Consider the following 18,563-nt stretch of genomic DNA (forward strand, 5'->3'; position numbering starts at 1 on the left):
CGGTCTACACTCGAGGCCTTTGCAACGCAATCTTTTACGTGAGGAGGTCAGCAATGAAGATCCTGATAAAAGAAGTGGCAAAATCCCAGTGGCAAGTGCGTCTTGACCAGCATGTCGTCACCTTCCGTACCGAGGCCGAAGCCAAGGCCTTCGCCACCACCCTCCAGGCTCGAATTCTCGCGCCGCACCAATTCCCTGAACAGCAACAGCGCGCGGCCGGCTGAATCAGTCCTGACGACCGACGACCCGGGCATCCTGCAAGCGCCGGGTCAGCATGGCCGTGCCAACGACCAACAGTCCGCAAAGGCTGATGACCAACGCCATCGGCACGGCCGTACCGTCATGCAACGCCGCCACCAGCGCGGCAGAACCAGCGGCCACGGAGAACTGCAGGCACCCCAGCATGGCTGAAGCACTGCCAGCCCGGGCACCTTGGCCGTTCATGGCACATGCAGACGCGTTGGGAATGATGCATCCCAGGCTGGAGATGCAAACGAACAGAGGCACCAGCAACGGCCACAAATGCGCAGGCTGCAAGGAGCAAACACCCAGGAGGCTCAGGCCGGCGGCCAGGTAGACCCATACCGCGCGGACCAGCAGGAAGGCCGGGCCACGCTTGGACAGCAACCGAGCGTTGAGCTGCGCCACCAGGATAAAACCGGCTGCGTTGGTCCCGAACAGCCAACCGAAGTGCTCGGCCGGCACGCCGTAGAGCTTGATGAATACGAACGGCGAGCCGGCGATGTAGGCAAACATCCCGGCCATCGCGATCCCACCTGTCAACGCATGCCCCAGGAAGACCCAATCGCCCAACAACCGACCATATTGGCGCAAGGCGCCGGACAATGGTTGTCGGGGCATGTGGGGCGGCAGGCTCTCGGGCAGCCACAGGGCCACGGCCGTTGCGGCCAGTGCGCTGAACAGGGTCAGGCCGATGAAAATCGATTGCCAACCGTACAGGTTCACCAGCAGGCCGCCGAGCATCGGGGCCAGGATCGGCGCCAGTCCCATCACCAGCATCAGCTGGGAAAACACTTTGGCCGAGCCGACCGCATCGCATTTGTCGCTGACCACCGCGCGGGAGATCACCATACCGGCACATCCGCCCAGGGCCTGGACGAAACGGGCCCCGATCAGCCATTCCAGGCTCGGTGCGTAGGCGCAGGCCACGGACGCCAGGGTGAACAACCCGACGCCCGTCAGCAATGGAATGCGCCGACCGAAGCGATCGGCCACGGGCCCGTAGGCCAGTTGCCCGATGGACAGTCCAAGGAAATAGGCGGCGAGCGTCAGCTGGATATGTTTTTCGTCAGTGCCGAAGGCGGCAGCCATGGCCGGAAAGGCAGGCAGGTAGAAATCGATCGCCAAGGGACCGAAGGCGCTCAAGGCGCCAAGAATCAGAATGATACGAAGGTTCATCGGGCGTCCCGTTCAGGCGTCAGTCGGCAGCCCGACATTCTATCCGTGCCGGGCGCCCTTGAACATTCCGATAGGTCGCTAACGATTAAAAATAATTCAGGCGGGAGTGACCTCGTACCCCTCCTCCTGGATGGCCTCGACCAGCGTCTCGACCGGCAAGGAACTCTGGACCCGTACCGTCTTGGCGCCGAGGTCCACCTGCACGTCGGCGGATGGATCCCTGGCCTGTACAGCCTGGGTGATGGCCCTGACGCAATGACCGCAGGACATTCCCTGGACATTGAGTGTTTGCATGAAATGACTCCTAGGCAGTTGAGGTTGTCGGCAGTTTCAAGCTTGCCATCATGGCAAGGTCAAGTTCTGGCGAAAACTGCCGGGCTGGCAATCGGCAACGCGCTCAGCCAAGCTGCACACATCAAGGATTTCACACCGGAGGTTCAGTCATGCGCTGGTCAGCGTTCAGCCTGTTTTGCATGCTCGGTTTGTCAGCAGTGGTTCCCCAGGCTTCGGCCGCCGGCGAAGACTACGGCGTGCTGATCATTTCCCGCGAGCGCCTGGAAGTACCGACTTCCTGCGAGATTGGCATCTATATCGACGACCAACTCACGGCCAGGCTGTTTCAGGAAACGAGTACCTCCTTCAACCTGCCGCCAGGACGATTCTCCTTGCGTCTGAAACTACTGCCAGGCCAGGTGCCGGGATGCAGTCCAGGCATGCTCGCGCCAGGCTCGCAAGACGTCACCCTCAAGGCCGGGGACATTCTGAAGTTCCGTATAGCCGCCAATCAGCAAGGCATGTACCTCAAGCAGGCAACGCTGGGTTATTGATCCCCAGGATCGAATGAAGCGCTGCCTGCAGGCGCGAGCCAGCTCGCGATAGGGTCGCGCCTTCAGCCGCTCGCTTCCAGATGACTGGATAGTTTGAACTGGCTCTTGACCTTGCCAGCATGGCAAGGTTGATCCTGTAGTCATTCACTACAGGGAGCCTGACCAATGTCCGAATCCACCACGTTCAATCTGCCGATCGCCGGCATGACCTGCGCCAGTTGCGCCGGTCGGGTCGAGCGGGCGTTGAGCAAAGTCGCCGGCACCCGCGCCGTCAGCGTGAACCTGGCGACGGAACAGGCCCGGGTCGAGGCCCCGGCACAGAGCCTGCCGGCCTTGATGCAGGCCGTCGAACACGCCGGCTACAGCGTGCCCGTCCAGACCCTTGAACTGAAGATCGAAGGGATGACCTGCGCCTCATGCGTCGGCCGGGTCGAACGCGCCCTGGGCAAAGTCCCCGGCGTGAACCGCGTCAGTGTCAACCTGGCCAACGAGCGCGCCCACCTTCAATTGCTCGGCCAGGTCGATTCGCAAGCCCTGATCGACGCAGTCAAGCGTGCCGGTTACGACGCCAGCGTCTGGCAGGCCGAGCCCCCCCAGGACAGCCAGATCCGTCGGCTGGACCGAGAACGCCTGGTGCTGATACTGGCGATCATGCTGTCGTTGCCGCTGGTGCTGCCGATGCTGTTGCAGCCATTCGGCGTGCACTGGATGCTCCCGGCCTGGGTGCAGTTCGTCCTGGCGACGCCGGTCCAGTTCATTTTCGGGGCGCGTTTTTATGTCGCGGCCTTCAAGGCAGTGCGTGCTGGGGCGGGGAACATGGACCTGCTGGTGGCCCTGGGCACCAGCGCCGGCTACGGCCTGAGTATCTATGAATGGGTGCTCGCCGGTTCGTCGCATCTGTATTTCGAGGCTTCGGCGGTGGTGATTGCCCTGGTATTGCTGGGCAAATATCTGGAGAGCCGTGCCAAGCGCCAGACCGCCAGCGCCATTCGCGCCCTCGAAGCCCTGCGCCCGGAACGGGCAACGCAGGTGATCGACGGCCAGGAACGGGACGTCGCCATCAGTGCCCTGCGCCTCGATGACGTGGTGCTGGTCAAGCCTGGAGAGCGCTTTCCAGTGGACGGTGAAGTCCTGGAGGGACAAAGTCATGCCGACGAGGCGTTGATCAGCGGCGAGAGCCTGCCGGTCCCCAAACAGCCCGGCGACAAGGTCACCGGCGGCGCCATCAATGGCGAAGGCCGCCTGTTGGTACGCACACGGGCCCTGGGTACCGAGACAGTCCTGGCGCGCATCATCCGCCTGGTGGAAGACGCCCAAGCGGCCAAGGCCCCCATCCAGAAACTGGTGGATAAGGTCAGCCAGGTATTCGTGCCCGTGGTGCTGGTGCTGGCCCTGGCCACCCTGGCGGGCTGGTGGCTGTATGGGGCGCCGCTGGAGACGGCATTGATCAATGCCGTCGCCGTACTGGTGATCGCCTGCCCTTGCGCCCTGGGCCTGGCGACACCTACAGCAATCATGGCCGGTACCGGCGTGGCGGCGCGCCACGGGATTCTGATCAAGGATGCCGAGGCTCTGGAGCGCGCCCATGAAGTCAGCTCGGTGGTCTTCGACAAGACCGGTACCCTCACCTCCGGCACACCACGAATCGCCCACCTGGCGGCCCTCGACGGCGACGAGGCTACCTTGTTGCAACTGGCTGGTGCCCTGCAACGCGGCAGCGAACATCCCCTGGCCAAAGCAGTGCTGGACGCTTGTGCCGAGCGTGGCCTGGATGTGCCGAACGTCAGCGACAGCCAGGCCCTGGCCGGACGCGGCATCGCCGGCAGCCTCGATGGTCGGCGCCTGGCCCTGGGCAATCGTCGCCTGCTGGACGAACTGGGCCTGGCCCCCGGATCGCTGGCCGAGTCGGCCCAGGCCTGGGAAACCGAAGGCCGGACTCTGTCCTGGCTGGTCGAACAGAACGCCACGCCCCGCGTGCTGGGCCTGTTCGCGTTCGGTGACACCCTCAAGCCTGGTGCTCTGGCGGCTGTGCAGGCGCTGGACGCACGGCATATCACCAGTCACCTGCTCACCGGCGATAACCGGGGCAGCGCCCGAGCGGTTTCCGAGGCGCTGGGTATCGCCAATGTGCATGCCGAAGTGCTGCCGGGAGACAAGTCCGCCATCGTCGTTGAATTGAAGAAAAACGCCGTGGTGGCCATGGTCGGCGACGGGATCAACGACGCCCCGGCCCTGGCCGCCGCGGACATCGGTATCGCCATGGGCGGCGGTACCGACGTGGCCATGCACGCCGCCGGCATTACCCTCATGCGCGGTGATCCACGGCTCGTGCCGGCGGCTCTGGACATCAGCCGCAAGACCTACGCCAAGATCCGCCAGAACCTGTTCTGGGCCTTTGTCTATAACCTGATCGGCATTCCGCTGGCGGCATTCGGCTTGCTCAACCCCGTATTGGCCGGCGCCGCCATGGCGCTGTCGAGCGTCAGCGTGGTGAGCAATGCGCTGCTGTTGAAATTCTGGACACCCGGGCACCTGGAGGACAAGTGATGAACATCGGCCAAGCGGCCCGCCAAAGCGGCCTGAGCGCGAAGATGATCCGGTATTACGAAGCCATCGGCCTGCTCAAGGCCGCCCATCGAACCGACAGCGGCTACCGGATCTACGGCACCGAAGACCTGCACACCCTGGCGTTCATCAAGCGCTCCAGGGATCTGGGGTTTTCCCTGGAAGAAGTCGGCAAACTGTTGACCCTCTGGCAGGACCGACAACGGGCCAGCGCCGATGTGAAGGCCTTGGCGCGACAGCACATCGACGAACTGAACCAGAAAATTCGTGAGCTGGCCGGGTTGCGCGACACCCTTCAGGACCTGGTGGAGCACTGTCACGGCGATCACCGCCCGGACTGCCCGATTCTCAAGGAGCTGGCATCGGGGTGCTGCGAAAAGACCGCGGATGCCTAGATCCGCCTCCCCTTGAGGATTTGAATGCCCCCAGGACATCAATGCGGGAGCGAACCGGCACCGACGATGCCGATACATCCGGCATCACCGCGAACTGACTCGCTCCCACAGAGCTCGAGCAACCGAATCACTGCATCCAGGGCGGAGGCGGCTCTTCGGCCTTGCCAGGCGGTGCATCCTCGGCCGCACGCAGGGCCTGGCGACGTTCTTCTTCCCGACGGGCGGCCTCGATCTCGCGCATGACCCCACCCACATCCGCCAGTTGCTCCGGCTCAGCGAACTCACCGGTCAATACGCTGCCAGGATGCAAGGTGCCGGCCTCGTAAAGCGCCCACATCTCCTTGGCATATCGGGTGCGCTTGAGCTCCGGGGCGAACCGGCCGAAATAGGACGCCATGTTGCCTACGTCCCGCTCCAGCATGCTGAAGGCATGGTTGTTACCGGCGGCATCCACGGCCTGTGGCAAGTCGATGATCACCGGACCGGTCGGCGCGAGCAGCACGTTGAACTCCGACAGGTCCCCGTGCACCAGTCCGGTACACAGCATCAGCACGATCTGGGAGATCAGAAACGCGTGGTACTCACGGGCCTGTTCTGGCTCCAGTACCACATCGTTCAGCCGTGGGGCTGCGTCGCCGTACTCGTCAGCCACCAACTCCATCAACAGCACGCCCTCGAGGAAGTCGTACGGCTTGGGCACGCGTACCCCGGCATTGGCCAGGCGGAACAGCGCCGCCACTTCGGCGTTCTGCCAGGCGTCTTCAGTTTCCTTGCGTCCGAACTTGGAGCCCTTCGCCATGGCCCGGGCCTGGCGGCTGTTGCGCACCTTGCGGCCCTCCTGGTATTCGGCGGCCTGACGGAAACTTCGCTTGTTCGCCTCCTTGTAGACCTTGGCGCAACGTAGCTCATTGCCACAGCGCACCACATAAACAGCTGCTTCTTTACCACTCATGAGTGGGCGCAGCACCTCGTCGACCAGACCGTCCTCGATCAGGGGTTCAATGCGTTTTGGAGTCTTCATCAGCTTTTATTCTGGGTCCTTTGTGACCAAACACGCGAATGACAGCCGTTATACGGCAATACAACCTCCACGGGGAGGGGTTGCCGACCTGTGTAGAGGCAATGCACACAATGTGCCGATATCGACAGAGTCGAATCATAGCCGAGAGCAGTACCGGTGTTGCCAAGCGATGCCCTGGTTATTGCGACAAGAACTGACAACCCTCGCCAGGCTCAACGCTTGAACAACTCGCCCGGCGTGAACCCGAACATGGTCTTGAATGCCGCAATGAAAGCGGAGGTGGAATCATACCCACACGACAACGCCGCGCCGGTCACGCTGTCCCCCTCTTCCAGCGACCCCAGGGACGACAACAACCGCATGCGCTGTCGCCAGGCTCGGAAGCTCAGACCGGTCTCACGCTGGAACAGACGCATCAAGGTCTTTTCCGACATGCCCAGGCGTTCGGACCAGGCCTGCAGGGTGGCGTTCCGTTCGGGCTGCCCGATCAGTTCGTTGCACAATCCCAGCAAACGCACGTGACGGGGCAGCGGCAGGGAGAATTCCACTTCCGGCAACGTTGCCAACTGGTCCAGCAGCACCTGCACCAGCCGCTCCTGCGGCGTGTCTCCCTGGGGATAATCGGCCGGCCACTGGCAGAACACCTTGATCAGTTCCCGGGCCAGCGGCGTGACTTCCAGCACCCGACAATGGCCATCGGCCCAGGGGCAGGCGTCGCGATGGACATACAGGCTGCGCATTTCCGCCCGGGTGGAGGTCACGACCTGATGTTCCAGGTCCGCCGGGATCCAGATGCCCCATTGCGGCGGGGCGAAGAAACTGCCAGCGGCGGTATGCACCCCCAGGACACCGCTGATGGCATAGGAAAACTGCACCCAGTCATGCCGATGGGCCTGCGTCCATGAACCGGCGTTCAAGCTTTCGACACGGGCGTACAGCGGCCTGGGCAACTGAATCAGGTCGGGAATGCGGCGTTCCAGCTGCTGGTGTCCGTTAGTCGGCATTGAATGGCCTTATGTCGCAAGACGGTGGCAGGGGCCGACGTTAGGCTAAGTCATCGTTTCCTACAACTGTGGTGCACTATGGCAATCTTCAGACACCTCAAGCGCATGGTGACCGACTGGTTCCTGTGCGGCATGCTGCTCGCCACATTGCTGGCGTACTTTTTTCCCACTTTCGGCGCCACCGGTGGCGCAATGCATGCCGAATGGGTCGTCAATATCGGCATCTTCGTAGTGTTCTTCCTGCACGGGGTGAACCTGTCCGGCGAGCAGGTCCGTCATGGCCTGAAAAATATCCGGCTGCACCTGATGGTGCAGGTCTTCACCTTCGCGGTATTCCCACTGATCTGGCTGGCCTGCAATGCATTGCTGGGCAGCCATGTTCCGCCACTGCTGATGCTGGGGTTCCTATACCTGTGCGCCCTGCCCTCGACCATTTCCTCTTCCGTGGCCCTGACCGGTAGCGCAGGCGGCAACGTCCCGGCGGCGATTCTCAACGCGAGCCTGTCCAGTGTGCTGGGGATTTTTCTTACGCCACTGCTGGTCAGCTTCGTCGTCGGGCGGGGCGCCGGGGGTATCGACCTGGGCTCCACGCTGCTGGATCTCTGCCTGATGCTGCTCCTGCCGCTGGTGCTCGGGCAGTTCCTGCGGCGCTGGCTGGCCGGGTTCTTCGGCCGCTACAAGCGCTACACCGCCATCATCGACAAGCTGGTGATCCTGCTGCTGGTCTATGCAGCGTTCTGCAATTCCATGGTGTCCGGGATCTGGCAGCAGCAAGGCCATGGCGTGCTGCTCAGCGCCGTACTGGGCAGCACCGTGCTGCTGGCAGTCATTCTGTGGACCACCACTCGCACCGCCCGTGCCCTGCGGTTCAGCAATGCCGATGAAATCGCCGCGGTGTTCTGTGCCAGCAAGAAGTCCCTGGCCGCCGGCGTCCCGATGGCGGCGCTGATCTTCGGCGACCATCCCGGCCTGGGACTGATCCTGTTGCCGATCATGATCTACCACCCGCTGCAGCTGATCGTTTGCTCGATCCTGGCCGAGCGCTATGCAAGCCGCCGGCGGGTCTCGGCCACCCAGCCAGCCAAGGCAGTGCTCAACGCTCGATGATGGCCGTCACGCCCTGGCCGGCCGCTGCGCAGATGGAAATCAGCCCTCGTCCCCTGCCCGCGGCATCCAGCAGCTTGGCGAGGTTGGCGACGATTCGCCCGCCCGTGGCGGCAAACGGATGCCCGGCGGCCAGGGAACTGCCCTTCACATTCAGTCGGCTGCGGTCCAGGGCACCGAGCGGGGCGTCGAGGCCCAGGCGGGTCTGGCAATAGTCCGCATCCTCCCAGGCCTTGAGGGTGCATAACACCTGGGCGGCGAATGCTTCGTGGATTTCGTAGTAATCGAAATCCTGCAGAGTCAGGCCGTTGCGCGCCAGCAGCCGCGGTACCGCATAGGCTGGAGCCATGAGCAACCCTTCGGCACCGTTGACGAAATCCACCGCCGCGGTTTCGCCGTCACGCAGATACGCCAAAATCGGCAGTCCCCGGGCCCTGGCCCATTCTTCACTGCCCAGCAACACCAGCGAAGCGCCGTCGGTCAGCGGCGTGGAATTGCCAGCGGTCAGCGTCCCCCTGGCGCTTTTTTCGAAAGCCGGTTTGAGAGAGGCAAGCTTTTCCAGGGTCAGGTCCGGGCGCAGATTGTTGTCCCGGGTCAAACCGAGAAACGGCGTCATCAGATCGTTCTGCCAGCCCTGGGCGTAGGACGCGGCCATTTTCTGATGACTTTCCAAGGCCAACTGATCCTGGTCCTCTCGGGAAACCTGCCAGGTCTGGGCCATGAGTTCGCAATGCTGGCCCATGCTCAGGCCCGTGCGCGGCTCATTGATGCGAGGCAGGTCGGGGATCAGATGACGGGGACGCAGTTGCAGGAAGGTCTTGAGCTTGTCGGCGGTGCTCTTGGCTCGATTGGCTTGCAGCAGGATCTTGCGCAGCCCTTCGTTGACGGCAATCGGAGCATCCGAGGTGGTGTCCACGCCACCGGCGATAGCGCTGTCGATCTGGCCAAGGGCAATCTTGTTGGCCACCAGCAACACGGTCTCCAGCCCTGTGCCGCAGGCCTGTTGCACATCGTAGGCCGGGGTGCTGGGAGACAGTCTCGAGCCCAGCACGCATTCGCGGGTCAGGTTCATGTCCCGGGAGTGCTTGAGCACCGCCCCGGCAGCCACTTCGCCGAGGCGCAAGCCATGCAGGTTATAGCGCTCGATCAGCCCCTCGAGGGCGGCTGTCAGCATCGCCTGGTTGCTGGCGGTGGCGTAAGGCCCGTTGGAACGGGCGAAGGGAATGCGGTTTCCACCGATGATGGCGACGCGGCGTGGCTGTGTCATGAAGAACCCCCGTGTATGTTCGGATGTGCCCGGATAAAACCACAGGCGCTGTATCGCGAGCAGGCTCGCTCCCACATCAGCCCAGCTTAGGCTTTATACGAAAAGTCGCCGAGCTGCGATCAGACAGGCCTTTTGCTGCACTGCATGCTCGTTGCCCTGGCACTTTCGACACTCAAGCCTAGGCTTTATTTGGTCGATCGAACGACCGATTGCCAATCATGGTCCACACTTGGAAGCTCATCAGCCGGAGAGTGTTCCATGTCTGACCGTTATATCGACTTCGCCAACTCGGCCCTTGGCCTGCGCCTGGTGGGGGCGCTCGGCTTGCCCTCGCCGGTACGCCTGGAGCGCTGGCAGGCCGGTCGGCTGCGGCCGATCGAGGGCGCGCTGCTGCTGGGTGGTGGCCCACTGACCGAACAGGTCGGTGCGTTCGCCAAACGCCTGACCGACGCGATTTTCGTCTACGGGGGCGAGCCGACGCTGGCCACCGAGTGGATCCCCGGCCATGGTCCGAAAATCAAGGCCGTGGTGTACGACGCCAGTCATCTGGTCCAGGTGGATCAACTCAAGCAACTGCGGGAGTTCTTCCAGCCGCTGATGAAGAACTTCGACCACAGCGCCCATGTCGTCATCCTCGGGCGCGCCCCGGAAAGCCTCGGCGAGCCGTTCGCCGCCAGTGCGCAACGGGCGCTGGAGGGGTTCAGCCGGTCACTGGCCAAGGAGCTGCGTCACGGCGGCACCTTGCAACTGCTGTATGTCGGCGACGGTGCCGAAGCCCAGTTGGAGGGCGCGCTGCGGTTCTTCCTGTCACCCAAGAGCGCTTACATTTCCGGGCAAGTGATCCGCCTCCAGGCCTGCGAGACCCAGGTCCAGGACTGGACCCGGCCACTCACGGGGCTCAAGGCGCTGGTCACCGGCGCCGCCCGTGGAATCGGCGCGTCCATCGCCGAGACCCTGGCCCGTGACGGCGCCGATGTGATCCTGCTGGACGTCCCGCCCGCCAAGACCGATCTCGACGCCTTGGCGGCACGCCTGGGCGGGCGTAGCGTCACGCTGGATATCTGCGCCGAAGAGGCCGCCGCCCAATTGATCGAACACTTACCCGATGGCGTCGATATCGTGGTGCACAACGCCGGCATCACCCGGGACAAGACCCTGGCCAACATGACCCCGGAATTCTGGGACGCCGTGCTGGCGGTCAACCTCAACGCACCGCAAGTGCTGACCAAGGCCCTGCTCGACAGCGGCACCCTGCGGGACAATGGCCGGGTAATCCTGCTGGCGTCCATCAGCGGCATCGCCGGCAATCGCGGCCAGACCAACTATGCGGCCAGCAAGGCCGGGCTGATCGGCCTGGCCCAGGCCTGGGCCCCGGTCTTGAAGACACGAGGGATCAGCATCAACGCCGTGGCCCCGGGTTTCATCGAAACCCGCATGACCGCCGAAATCCCCTTCGCCCTGCGCGAAGCCGGGCGACGCATGAGTTCCCTGGGCCAGGGCGGGCTGCCCCAGGATGTCGCCGAAGCCGTGGCCTGGCTCGCACAACCGGGCACCGGGGCCGTCACCGGCCAGGCATTGCGGGTATGTGGGCAGAGCCTGCTGGGAGCATGACCATGACGACTCAATGGCATGAAGTCAGCAGCGCACCGAACATGTCCGGGCTCTACACAAAAGCCGCGACACGACGCAAGGTCACTGGAACGACCTTGCCGGGCGACGGACTGCGCCAGGTGCTTCAGGTCGATCAACAACGCCTGGCGGCCTACCGCAAGGTCTGCGGCTTCGTCGAAAACGGACTGTTGCCGCCGACCTATCCTCATGTGCTGGCGTTCCCCTTGCAGATGCAACTGCTCACCGCCAGCCACTTCCCCTTCCCGCTGCTGGGGCTGATCCACCTGAGCAACCGCATCCGGGTGCTGCGTCCCATGGGCGGCGTCAGCCAGGCGAGGGCCAGTGTCCATGTGGAAAACCTGCGCCCTCACCCCAAGGGCGCGGTATTCAGCCTGGTGACCTGTCTCGACGATCAACTGGGCCCCTTGTGGGAGGCCGAGAGCGAGATGCTCTGCAAGGGTGTGCAACTGGATGGCGCACTGGTAGAGCCACCTTTACCGGATACCCCGGCATTGACCGAGGTGGCGCACTGGGCCGCTCCCGCCGACATTGGCCGGCAGTACGCCAAGGTCTCCGGCGATTACAACCCGATCCACCTGAGCGGCATCAGCGCCCGGCTGTTCGGTTTCCCCACGGCCATCGCCCATGGGCTGTGGAACAAAGCCCGGACCCTGGCGGCCCTGGACGATCGCTTGCCCAAAGCCAATGTGGAAATCGAGGTGACCTTCAAGAAACCGGTGCGCCTGCCCAGCGAAGTGACGTTGCTGGCGAGCGCCGCAGGGTCCAGCGGCGATTTGCAATTGGTGGGATCGGGTGAGTTGGAACATATGGTGGGGAGTTGGCGGCCAGTTGTCTGAACGGTCCCAGACCAATAGACCTACCCCGGCACACCCGCCACACGGACGTTTTCGGGGCGGCGTCCAATCCTGGTCGCTCGGAAAAGCGGGCTTGCGCGAAGACGTTGCACCAGCCTGACCCTATGCCAGGCGAGACTGTGTTTGCGCGTCCGACATCCGGTCCACCACCAGCCAATCATCGCGGCGGGTAATTGGACAGGATCCGCGCCACGGTTTCACGTACCGCCGCGCTACGGTCGGCCGGGTTGGGCGAGGTGCTGAGCAGTTGCTCGTCACTGCCCCGCCATACCAGCTTGCCGTCCTTGCCATCGAGCAGGTCGACCTGCACCGTGGCGACCTTATAGCTGATGTTGCGGGTTTCGTTGTACATCGGGCCTCCTCCATAGCCATACCATGGACTCCCCCAACCGCCACCGTAGCTCGTGGTGACCTGCTGTTGACGGTCTTCCACGATCAGGTAGGCCTGGACCTGCACATCGCCTCGCCCACCGGCAGGAGCCGGACGCAGGCCGCGCTGGTCGAGCTGATCGGCCACGGCCTGGCGGATCCGCTGTTCGGTCAGGTCACTTTTTATCCGCGGATCGTCAGGGCGGTATTGCAGCGCCGGTTCTTTCCAGCTCCAGCTTCGGTAGGCCGCGAAATCGCGGCTGGTGTCGAAGTCATGATTGACCTGGGTGCCCGCACAAGCGCCAAGCAGTGCAGCAAAAGCCAGTAGAACGAGACGGCGAAACATGGTTTTTCTCCGTTACATGATCAACTTGGCGGATAAGCCGACAGGGCTTTTTCCACCGCTTCGCGAATGGCATCGGTGCGTTCGCCCTGTGTGCCGCGCTGGCTGGTTTCGGCACTGGAACTCCACACGGGCTGGCCCGTGCGGGCATCGAACAAGTCCAACCGGACCACCACGACCTGCTCCTGATACGTGCGCACTATCGGTACCGTGTGATACATGCCATAGCCTGGACCGTAGCCGTGATAGCGGTTGTAGCCACCGTAATACCCCGTGTCGTAGTCGTCCCGGACCTGACGCACGCGGGTCTCCAGATGGAGACTGGCACTGACGAACAGGTCGGCTGCACGGTTGTCCTGCAACGGCCGCAGCCCTCTTTGGTCCAGGGCGTTGCTCACCGCCTCGGCCACCTGGGCCGAATCCGCCCAGGCGGTACCCGGTGGCAACTGCCCGTTGCGCCAGGTCCAACTGCGATAACGCCCATAGTCACGAGGGGGTGCCGGATAGGCGCTACGATCGAATACCGTGGCGGCTTCGGGAGGCGCCGGGGGCAGCGGCCTGGACGTCGCGACATACGGATTGCTGGACTGGCAGGCCACCAGCCCCAGGCACAACACCAATAATCCTGAACGGCCTTTCATCTCGCCCTCCGATCACACCGGTCGGCAGATCCAGTGCAGATAACGTCCCAGCCCGGCGAACGCCGGATGACGGCGGTGAGCCAGCTCCATTTCCAGCAACTGTGCAAGCTCTGCGCGCGCCTGGAATTCCACCGGCATGTAGTCATGGAAAACCCGCACCCCACTCTCGGTTTCGACCTGCCACAGACCTTCAAGTTGCGCCGCCAATTCCCGCGGATCAAGGGGTTGTTGCGGGGTCAGGCTCTGTTTTTCGCCCGCCATGTCGTTTTTGCGCAACTTGCGGAAGTGGCCCTTGAGCAGGTTGCGGTAGACCAGTGCATCGCGGTTGTAGAACGCCAGGGACAGCCATCCGCCCGGTGCCGTCAGTTGGTGCAGCACCGGCAGGATCGCATGGGGCTGCGCCAGCCACTCCAGCACCGCATGACACAGCACCAGGTCATACGGTCCGGTGAGCTGACCGGGCAGGTCCTGCCACGGTGCCTGGATGAAGGTTGCACTCCGACCGGCCTCGGCGAACCGCTGGCGGGCCCCCTCTATCATGGGTTCGGCCGGCTCGGCCAGGGTCACCTGGTGGCCTCGCTCGGCCAGCCACAACGACATGTGGCCCAGGCCGGCGCCGATGTCCAGCACGCGCAGCGGACGCTCTGGCAAGGCCTCGAGCAGATCCGCCTGGAGCACCGCCAGGCGGATCGCGCCTTTGGCCCCTCCATAGATCTTTTCGGCGAAACGCGTGGCGAGCTGATCGAAATGACGGTCGCTCATTGGCCGAACCGCCGCTCGCTGTCGGCCAGCTTGGCACGCACGACGCAATCCATGTCCAAGCCCAATTCGCTGCACAACAGCAGCAGGTACAACACGATATCGCCGATCTCCTGCCCGGCGTGGGCCAGTTTGTCCGCGGGCAGTTCACGCGACTGGTCCTCGGTCAGCCACTGGAAGATCTCTACCAGCTCGGCCATTTCCACGCTGGCGGCCATGGCGAGGTTTTTCGGGCTGTGGAATGGGCGCCAATCGTTACGGTCTCGAATGGCGTGCAGGCGTTCGGTCAGTTCAACAAGGTTCATCGGGCTCTCCTGAATGCCCATAGCTTCGGGGGGATGACGGGGGAAGGCAAGCGTCTCGGTACGAAGCGGCGATTTGCCTCATAATCGAACGATCCAGGCCTCGGGCAACTCCTACAATCAGGGCCAGCGGCTCGATTCCAACTTCTTTCCATCAGGATGCACACATGCAGGTAGAAAGCTTTTTCGAATGGCTCGGCCAGGCACTCGGTTCGATGATCCGTTTTATCGTCGATCTGCTCAGCGGCCTGTTCAACACCCTCGCCAATGCCGGCGGCAACTTCGTCGAAGGCCTGTCGCGAGCACTGGGCATGGACACCTCGATCATCAGCATCATCGCGCTCATTCTTGGCCTGTTGATGCTGTATTCGGCGATCCGCGCCTTCATGCGGGCGTCGATCATCCTCGGCATCATCTGGCTGGTGCTGGGGCTGTGGTTGCTGAGCTGGATCATCCACTGAAGCACTTGCCCTACCCCGTTAGCATCGTGGCAAGGAAGCTTGCTCCTGCGCCACGATGAGTCCCGTGACCCGAAGAACGCCGGCGCAAGAACCCGCTACAATCGCGCTCCATCAAGGAGCCCGCATGTCCAACCTGATCACCGACTGGCGCGACCGCCTGACCCATCGCCGGGTCTGGGCACTGGCTGCGCCGATGATTCTCTCGAATATTTCCGTCCCCCTCGTGGCGCTGGTGGACAGTACCGTCATCGGTCACCTGCCTCATGCGCATCAGTTGGGCGCGGTGGCGGTCGGGGCCAGTCTGTATACGGTGCTGGCCTGGGCCATGGGCTTCCTGCGCATGGGTACTACCGGGTTCGCGGCCCAGGCTGCCGGACGCGGGGACGGGGCGGCGTTGCGGCAGGTGCTGCTGCAAGGCCTGCTGCTGGCAATGGGATTGGCGGTGATGCTCGGCGCGGTAGGCGTGCCGTTGAGCGACGTGGCGCTGCACTTCATGCAGCCGTCGGCGGAACTCGATCAACTCACCCGGGATTTCTTTCATACCCGGCTTTTCGGCCTGCCGGCGGCGCTGGCCGCCTATGCGCTGGTGGGCTGGTTCCTGGGGGCGCAGAATGCCCGGGCACCGCTGGCGATCCTGTTGACCACCAACCTGGTGAACATCGTCCTGAACCTGTGGTTCGTGCTCGGCCTGGACTGGGGCGTGATCGGCTCGGCCCGGGCCTCGGTGCTGGCGGAGTGGACCGGTGCGCTGGTGGGCCTGGTGCTGGCCCGCCAGACCCTGCACGCCTGGCCGGGACGGATCGCCTGGGCAGTCCTGGGAATTTGGCAGAGCTGGCGTCCGCTGCTGGCAGTGAACCGGGACATCTTCATCCGCAGCCTGGCCTTGCAATCGGTCTTTTTCCTGATCACGGTCCAGGGCGCGCGGCTGGGAGACGCGACGGTGGCGGCCAATGCGCTGCTGCTCAATGGGCTGCTGTTGACCGCCCATGCCCTGGACGGCCTGGCTCATGCCGTCGAAGCGCTGTGCGGCCACGCCATCGGTGCTGGCGATCGCCTGGCCCTGCGCCGCTCGCTGGTGGTGGCCTGTGGCTGGTCGCTGATTGCCAGTGTCGGATTCGCGCTGCTGTTCCTGATTGCCGGGCATCTGTTCATCGATATGCAGACCGACATCCCCGACGTACGCACCACCGCCTACCGCTACTTGCCCTATCTGGCGCTCCTGCCGCTCATCGCGGTGTGGAGCTACGTGCTCGACGGCCTGTTCATCGGCGCCACCCGCGCCCGGGAAATGCGCAACGGCATGCTGCTGACCCTGCTGCTGGTGTTGCCCTTCGCCTGGGCGCTGCAAGGCCTGGGCAACCATGGGTTGTGGGTGACCTTCCTGCTGTTCATGTCGCTGCGCAGCCTGACCCTCGGCGGTTTCGCCTGGCATCTGCATCGACACGACCGCTGGCTCGGTGCCCGCGCCGACTGACGCTTCAGCCTTCGCCGTTCTGCCACGACCGACGCAGATATTCCAGACGCTCGTGCTGCGACTCGCCCCTGAGTTCCGGCACGGGCCGGGCATCGGGGTACTGCAGGCGCAGCCACAACCAGCCATCGAGCACTTCGCGTTCGGTAAACCCCAGTTTCAATCCTTGCTCCAGGTATTCCCAGAGCACCCGGTAATCGCGTCGGGTGGCGCACGACCATTGCCAGGCATGACGTTCCAGCAGGCACTGTTGCAGCTTGTTCTGCTGCCGGATGCTGAGGCTATGCTCGTTTTCCAACGCGCCAACCGGTAGACCGGGATTGGAAAGTTGCTGCCAGCCCTGGCTGCCGATGGCCCGGTCGGCCCATGTTCCGCCGAACCAGCGCATCAGGCTGATGGGGCCCAGCCAGCAACTGAGTTCGGCCGGGTCGCAACCGTCGAAGAAATAGCTGGCGGTGTGGGGGTTGTAATAGCTCAGCAACGCTTTGTGATGCAGGCCCAGCGTCACCGCCAGCATTCGTCGCAGATGGGCCAGCAACTGCGCGACTGGCGAAGCACTCACCAGCAGCAACCCCGGCCAGGCGTCCGGATCCAGATGGCACAGCCCGGCCAGGGCCGGCGATTGCTGCAAGTCCACCAGTAGCGGGCCATGCTCCCGAAGCCCATGCCATTCGGTCTGCTCGAACAAGGCAAAACGCCGAACCTCTGCGAACTGCTCGTGCAGAAGGCGCGCCGCACCCGGTGCGCCCGGCAGGTCGAGCAGCAACCATTGAGGCGTGGACCCGGACATGGCGACAGCACTCATGGGGCGGAGCTCGCGCCGCCTTGAGTGATCAGCCGGCAGGTGCACACCGGCTGGCCACAGGGACTGAAGCTGCCGCCCCCAGGCAACAGACACAACAGGATCAACGGCTCGGCCGCCTGGATCGCAGCCAACAACACAGGATCGACTCCGAACGAGCTGGCCGGCTCGTGGAAGGCTCCCCCAGCCGCCTCATTCTCCATTGGCATGGATAACCGACCGCCGAGAAAGGCACTGACCATGGGACGATCCGGGTCGCCTTCGATAAAGCTCACCAGCACCTCGGTCCCTTCATCGATTGCGCCCGGCCCGCAAGCGGCGAGCTCCGGCGCCAGGGGCAACCAACAATGACTGGGGCTGGCTCCCTCGCCTTGGTAGACCCAGTCGAACTGCACCGCCACCCGCCCCGCCATCTGCAACGCTGACTCGTCCACCGCCGCCACCCACCCGCGTTGCTGGCCCAGCATGCGCGGCTTCGAAGGCCTGTCAGCCGCAAGCGGCTGCCCATCGGCAACGGCGTGAAAGTGATTGCCGTACCCACCGGCATCGCCGCGATGCTCGACCCGGGTCAATAGCCAGCGTCGATTCCAGGCCTCGAACGGATGAGCGGACAGCACCAGAGCCTGCCCGCAATGCAGATTCATCAGGTCGCTATGGCCCTCGGCGAGCTGCGCCTCGCAAGCGGCGGTTTGCACGTTGAACAGGTGGACGCCAGGGGCCTGGCATCCGGCGCCATAACTCGCCTCCCGGACTGGCGAAAAACTGCGCGAACCGTCCGCAATGACCAGGCAATGTCCTGCGCGCCCGTGTTCGAAATGGAAATGCAGGCCAGCCTGGGCACACAGGCGCTGGAGAAATCGCAGATCCGATTCCCGGTACTGGGTACAGTAATCCAGCGGGGGATAATCCTTTTCCAGATCCAGGCACAGGTCGTGCCCGCCGATGCCGTGGGCCTTGAGCACCTCGCGGATGATCTGAGGCACGGTGCGAGCGCTGAATACCCGCTGGTTGAAGCGTTGCGCGAGGCACCCCAGCTTCGGCCCGATACGCACCCGGTAAGCGCCGTCATGCCGGTGTTGCACAAGTTCATGAAGCTGACCATGGATACCCCGGCCCGAGTCCCCGAAGCTCAACCAGACGCTGCGGTACAACATTGCCGCCAGGTCCAGGTGGGCATCACCGGGCAACAGCTCCACGTCATAGCTGAACGGCTCGTTGATGGCTTCGCTACCCATGAAGGCCGACACGACAAAGGGTTCGGGCAGACCGGCTATCTCCAGACGAAAGAGTGGCTCGTTGGCTGGATCGGACATCGGCGTATCTCTAC

The 18,563-nt window shown here is 63.6% G+C and carries 20 protein-coding genes; 9 read left to right on the top strand and 11 right to left on the bottom strand.

Annotated elements, in window-relative coordinates; translation table 11 throughout:
• Positions 1-53: 53 nt before the first annotated feature.
• A complete protein-coding gene (locus BW992_RS27050) occupies positions 54-224 on the top strand; it encodes a hypothetical protein (RefSeq protein ID WP_165887848.1) in 171 nt (56 codons plus the stop codon).
• 1 nt (position 225) lies between these two features.
• Here the strand turns inward: BW992_RS27050 and BW992_RS03775 are convergent, their stop codons facing one another.
• Together BW992_RS03775 and BW992_RS03780 are read right to left on the bottom strand one after the other, a co-directional pair.
• Positions 226-1,419, bottom strand: coding sequence for a multidrug effflux MFS transporter (locus BW992_RS03775; protein ID WP_072397799.1), 1,194 nt, complete (start codon positions 1,417-1,419; stop codon positions 226-228).
• Between the two features lie 96 nt (positions 1,420-1,515).
• The gene (locus tag BW992_RS03780; RefSeq protein ID WP_072397800.1) at positions 1,516-1,713 is read right to left on the bottom strand and encodes a heavy-metal-associated domain-containing protein; all 198 of its coding nucleotides are present in this window, start codon (positions 1,711-1,713) and stop codon (positions 1,516-1,518) included.
• A gap of 149 nt (positions 1,714-1,862) precedes the next feature.
• Here BW992_RS03780 and BW992_RS03785 point away from each other — a divergent pair, with 149 nt between their 5' ends.
• The 3 genes from BW992_RS03785 to cueR all read left to right on the top strand — a co-directional run bounded on the left by BW992_RS03785 (position 1,863) and on the right by cueR (position 5,206).
• Positions 1,863-2,246 (top strand): hypothetical protein, encoded by a 384-nt coding sequence (locus BW992_RS03785; RefSeq protein WP_072397801.1) that lies wholly within the window; start codon positions 1,863-1,865, stop codon positions 2,244-2,246.
• Positions 2,247-2,411: 165 nt separating this feature from the next.
• Positions 2,412-4,793: a heavy metal translocating P-type ATPase gene (locus BW992_RS03790; RefSeq protein ID WP_072458600.1), complete on the top strand. Its 2,382-nt coding sequence runs from the start codon at positions 2,412-2,414 to the stop codon at positions 4,791-4,793.
• A complete protein-coding gene (cueR, locus tag BW992_RS03795; protein ID WP_072397803.1) occupies positions 4,793-5,206 on the top strand; it encodes a Cu(I)-responsive transcriptional regulator in 414 nt (137 codons plus the stop codon). The genes BW992_RS03790 and cueR overlap by 1 nt, the downstream gene beginning before the upstream one ends.
• 127 nt (positions 5,207-5,333) lie before the next feature.
• Here cueR and BW992_RS03800 read toward each other — a convergent pair whose 3' ends face one another.
• Both BW992_RS03800 and BW992_RS03805 read right to left on the bottom strand, forming a co-directional pair.
• Positions 5,334-6,227, bottom strand: coding sequence for a PA4780 family RIO1-like protein kinase (locus tag BW992_RS03800; RefSeq protein ID WP_072397804.1), 894 nt, complete (start codon positions 6,225-6,227; stop codon positions 5,334-5,336).
• A 212-nt stretch (positions 6,228-6,439) separates the two neighbouring features.
• Positions 6,440-7,231: an AraC family transcriptional regulator gene (locus BW992_RS03805; protein WP_072397805.1), complete on the bottom strand. Its 792-nt coding sequence runs from the start codon at positions 7,229-7,231 to the stop codon at positions 6,440-6,442.
• A 78-nt stretch (positions 7,232-7,309) separates the two neighbouring features.
• Between BW992_RS03805 and BW992_RS03810 the strand changes: the two genes are divergently transcribed.
• Positions 7,310-8,338 carry a bile acid:sodium symporter family protein gene (locus BW992_RS03810; RefSeq protein ID WP_072458601.1) on the top strand — a complete coding sequence of 343 codons (1,029 nt, stop codon included), beginning with the start codon at positions 7,310-7,312 and terminating at the stop codon, positions 8,336-8,338.
• On the opposite strand, the gene BW992_RS03815 is transcribed toward BW992_RS03810, so the two are convergent.
• A complete protein-coding gene (locus BW992_RS03815; RefSeq protein WP_072397807.1) occupies positions 8,325-9,602 on the bottom strand; it encodes an acetyl-CoA C-acetyltransferase in 1,278 nt (425 codons plus the stop codon). The genes BW992_RS03810 and BW992_RS03815 overlap by 14 nt on opposite strands.
• A gap of 258 nt (positions 9,603-9,860) precedes the next feature.
• Between BW992_RS03815 and BW992_RS03820 the strand changes: the two genes are divergently transcribed.
• Both BW992_RS03820 and BW992_RS03825 read left to right on the top strand, forming a co-directional pair.
• Positions 9,861-11,213: a 3-oxoacyl-ACP reductase gene (locus BW992_RS03820; RefSeq protein WP_076405630.1), complete on the top strand. Its 1,353-nt coding sequence runs from the start codon at positions 9,861-9,863 to the stop codon at positions 11,211-11,213.
• 2 nt (positions 11,214-11,215) lie between these two features.
• Positions 11,216-12,070 (top strand): MaoC family dehydratase, encoded by an 855-nt coding sequence (locus tag BW992_RS03825; protein WP_076405632.1) that lies wholly within the window; start codon positions 11,216-11,218, stop codon positions 12,068-12,070.
• Between the two features lie 175 nt (positions 12,071-12,245).
• Here the strand turns inward: BW992_RS03825 and BW992_RS03830 are convergent, their stop codons facing one another.
• The 4 genes from BW992_RS03830 to BW992_RS03845 are packed head-to-tail and all read right to left on the bottom strand — an operon-like array spanning position 12,246 to position 14,505.
• On the bottom strand, positions 12,246-12,803 hold the full coding sequence (locus tag BW992_RS03830) for a DUF4136 domain-containing protein (protein ID WP_072397810.1): 558 nt from the start codon (positions 12,801-12,803) through the stop codon (positions 12,246-12,248).
• A gap of 20 nt (positions 12,804-12,823) precedes the next feature.
• On the bottom strand, positions 12,824-13,441 hold the full coding sequence (locus BW992_RS03835) for a DUF4136 domain-containing protein (protein ID WP_076405634.1): 618 nt from the start codon (positions 13,439-13,441) through the stop codon (positions 12,824-12,826).
• Between the two features lie 12 nt (positions 13,442-13,453).
• Entirely contained in the window at positions 13,454-14,203 is a 750-nt protein-coding gene (locus BW992_RS03840) for a methyltransferase domain-containing protein (protein WP_072458606.1), read from the bottom strand.
• Positions 14,200-14,505 carry a MazG-like family protein gene (locus tag BW992_RS03845; RefSeq protein ID WP_072397813.1) on the bottom strand — a complete coding sequence of 102 codons (306 nt, stop codon included), beginning with the start codon at positions 14,503-14,505 and terminating at the stop codon, positions 14,200-14,202. Before BW992_RS03845 ends, BW992_RS03840 begins: the two co-directional genes overlap by 4 nt.
• Before the next feature lie 164 nt (positions 14,506-14,669).
• On the opposite strand from BW992_RS03845, the gene BW992_RS03850 reads away from it, so the two are divergent.
• A complete protein-coding gene (locus BW992_RS03850; protein ID WP_072397814.1) occupies positions 14,670-14,963 on the top strand; it encodes a hypothetical protein in 294 nt (97 codons plus the stop codon).
• Positions 14,964-15,087: 124 nt separating this feature from the next.
• Positions 15,088-16,437: an MATE family efflux transporter gene (locus BW992_RS03855; protein ID WP_072397815.1), complete on the top strand. Its 1,350-nt coding sequence runs from the start codon at positions 15,088-15,090 to the stop codon at positions 16,435-16,437.
• 4 nt (positions 16,438-16,441) lie between these two features.
• Here the strand turns inward: BW992_RS03855 and BW992_RS03860 are convergent, their stop codons facing one another.
• Complete coding sequence (locus tag BW992_RS03860) at positions 16,442-17,239, bottom strand: DUF4123 domain-containing protein (RefSeq protein WP_072397816.1); 798 nt, start codon at positions 17,237-17,239, stop codon at positions 16,442-16,444.
• Positions 17,236-18,549, bottom strand: a complete 1,314-nt coding sequence (locus BW992_RS03865; protein WP_072397817.1) for a type VI secretion system Vgr family protein — start codon at positions 18,547-18,549, stop codon at positions 17,236-17,238. The genes BW992_RS03860 and BW992_RS03865 overlap by 4 nt, the downstream gene beginning before the upstream one ends.
• Between the last annotated feature and the right edge of the window lie 14 nt (positions 18,550-18,563).

Origin of the sequence: Pseudomonas sp. 7SR1 (assembly GCF_900156465.1) — a bacterium.
GTDB lineage: Bacteria > Pseudomonadota > Gammaproteobacteria > Pseudomonadales > Pseudomonadaceae > Aquipseudomonas.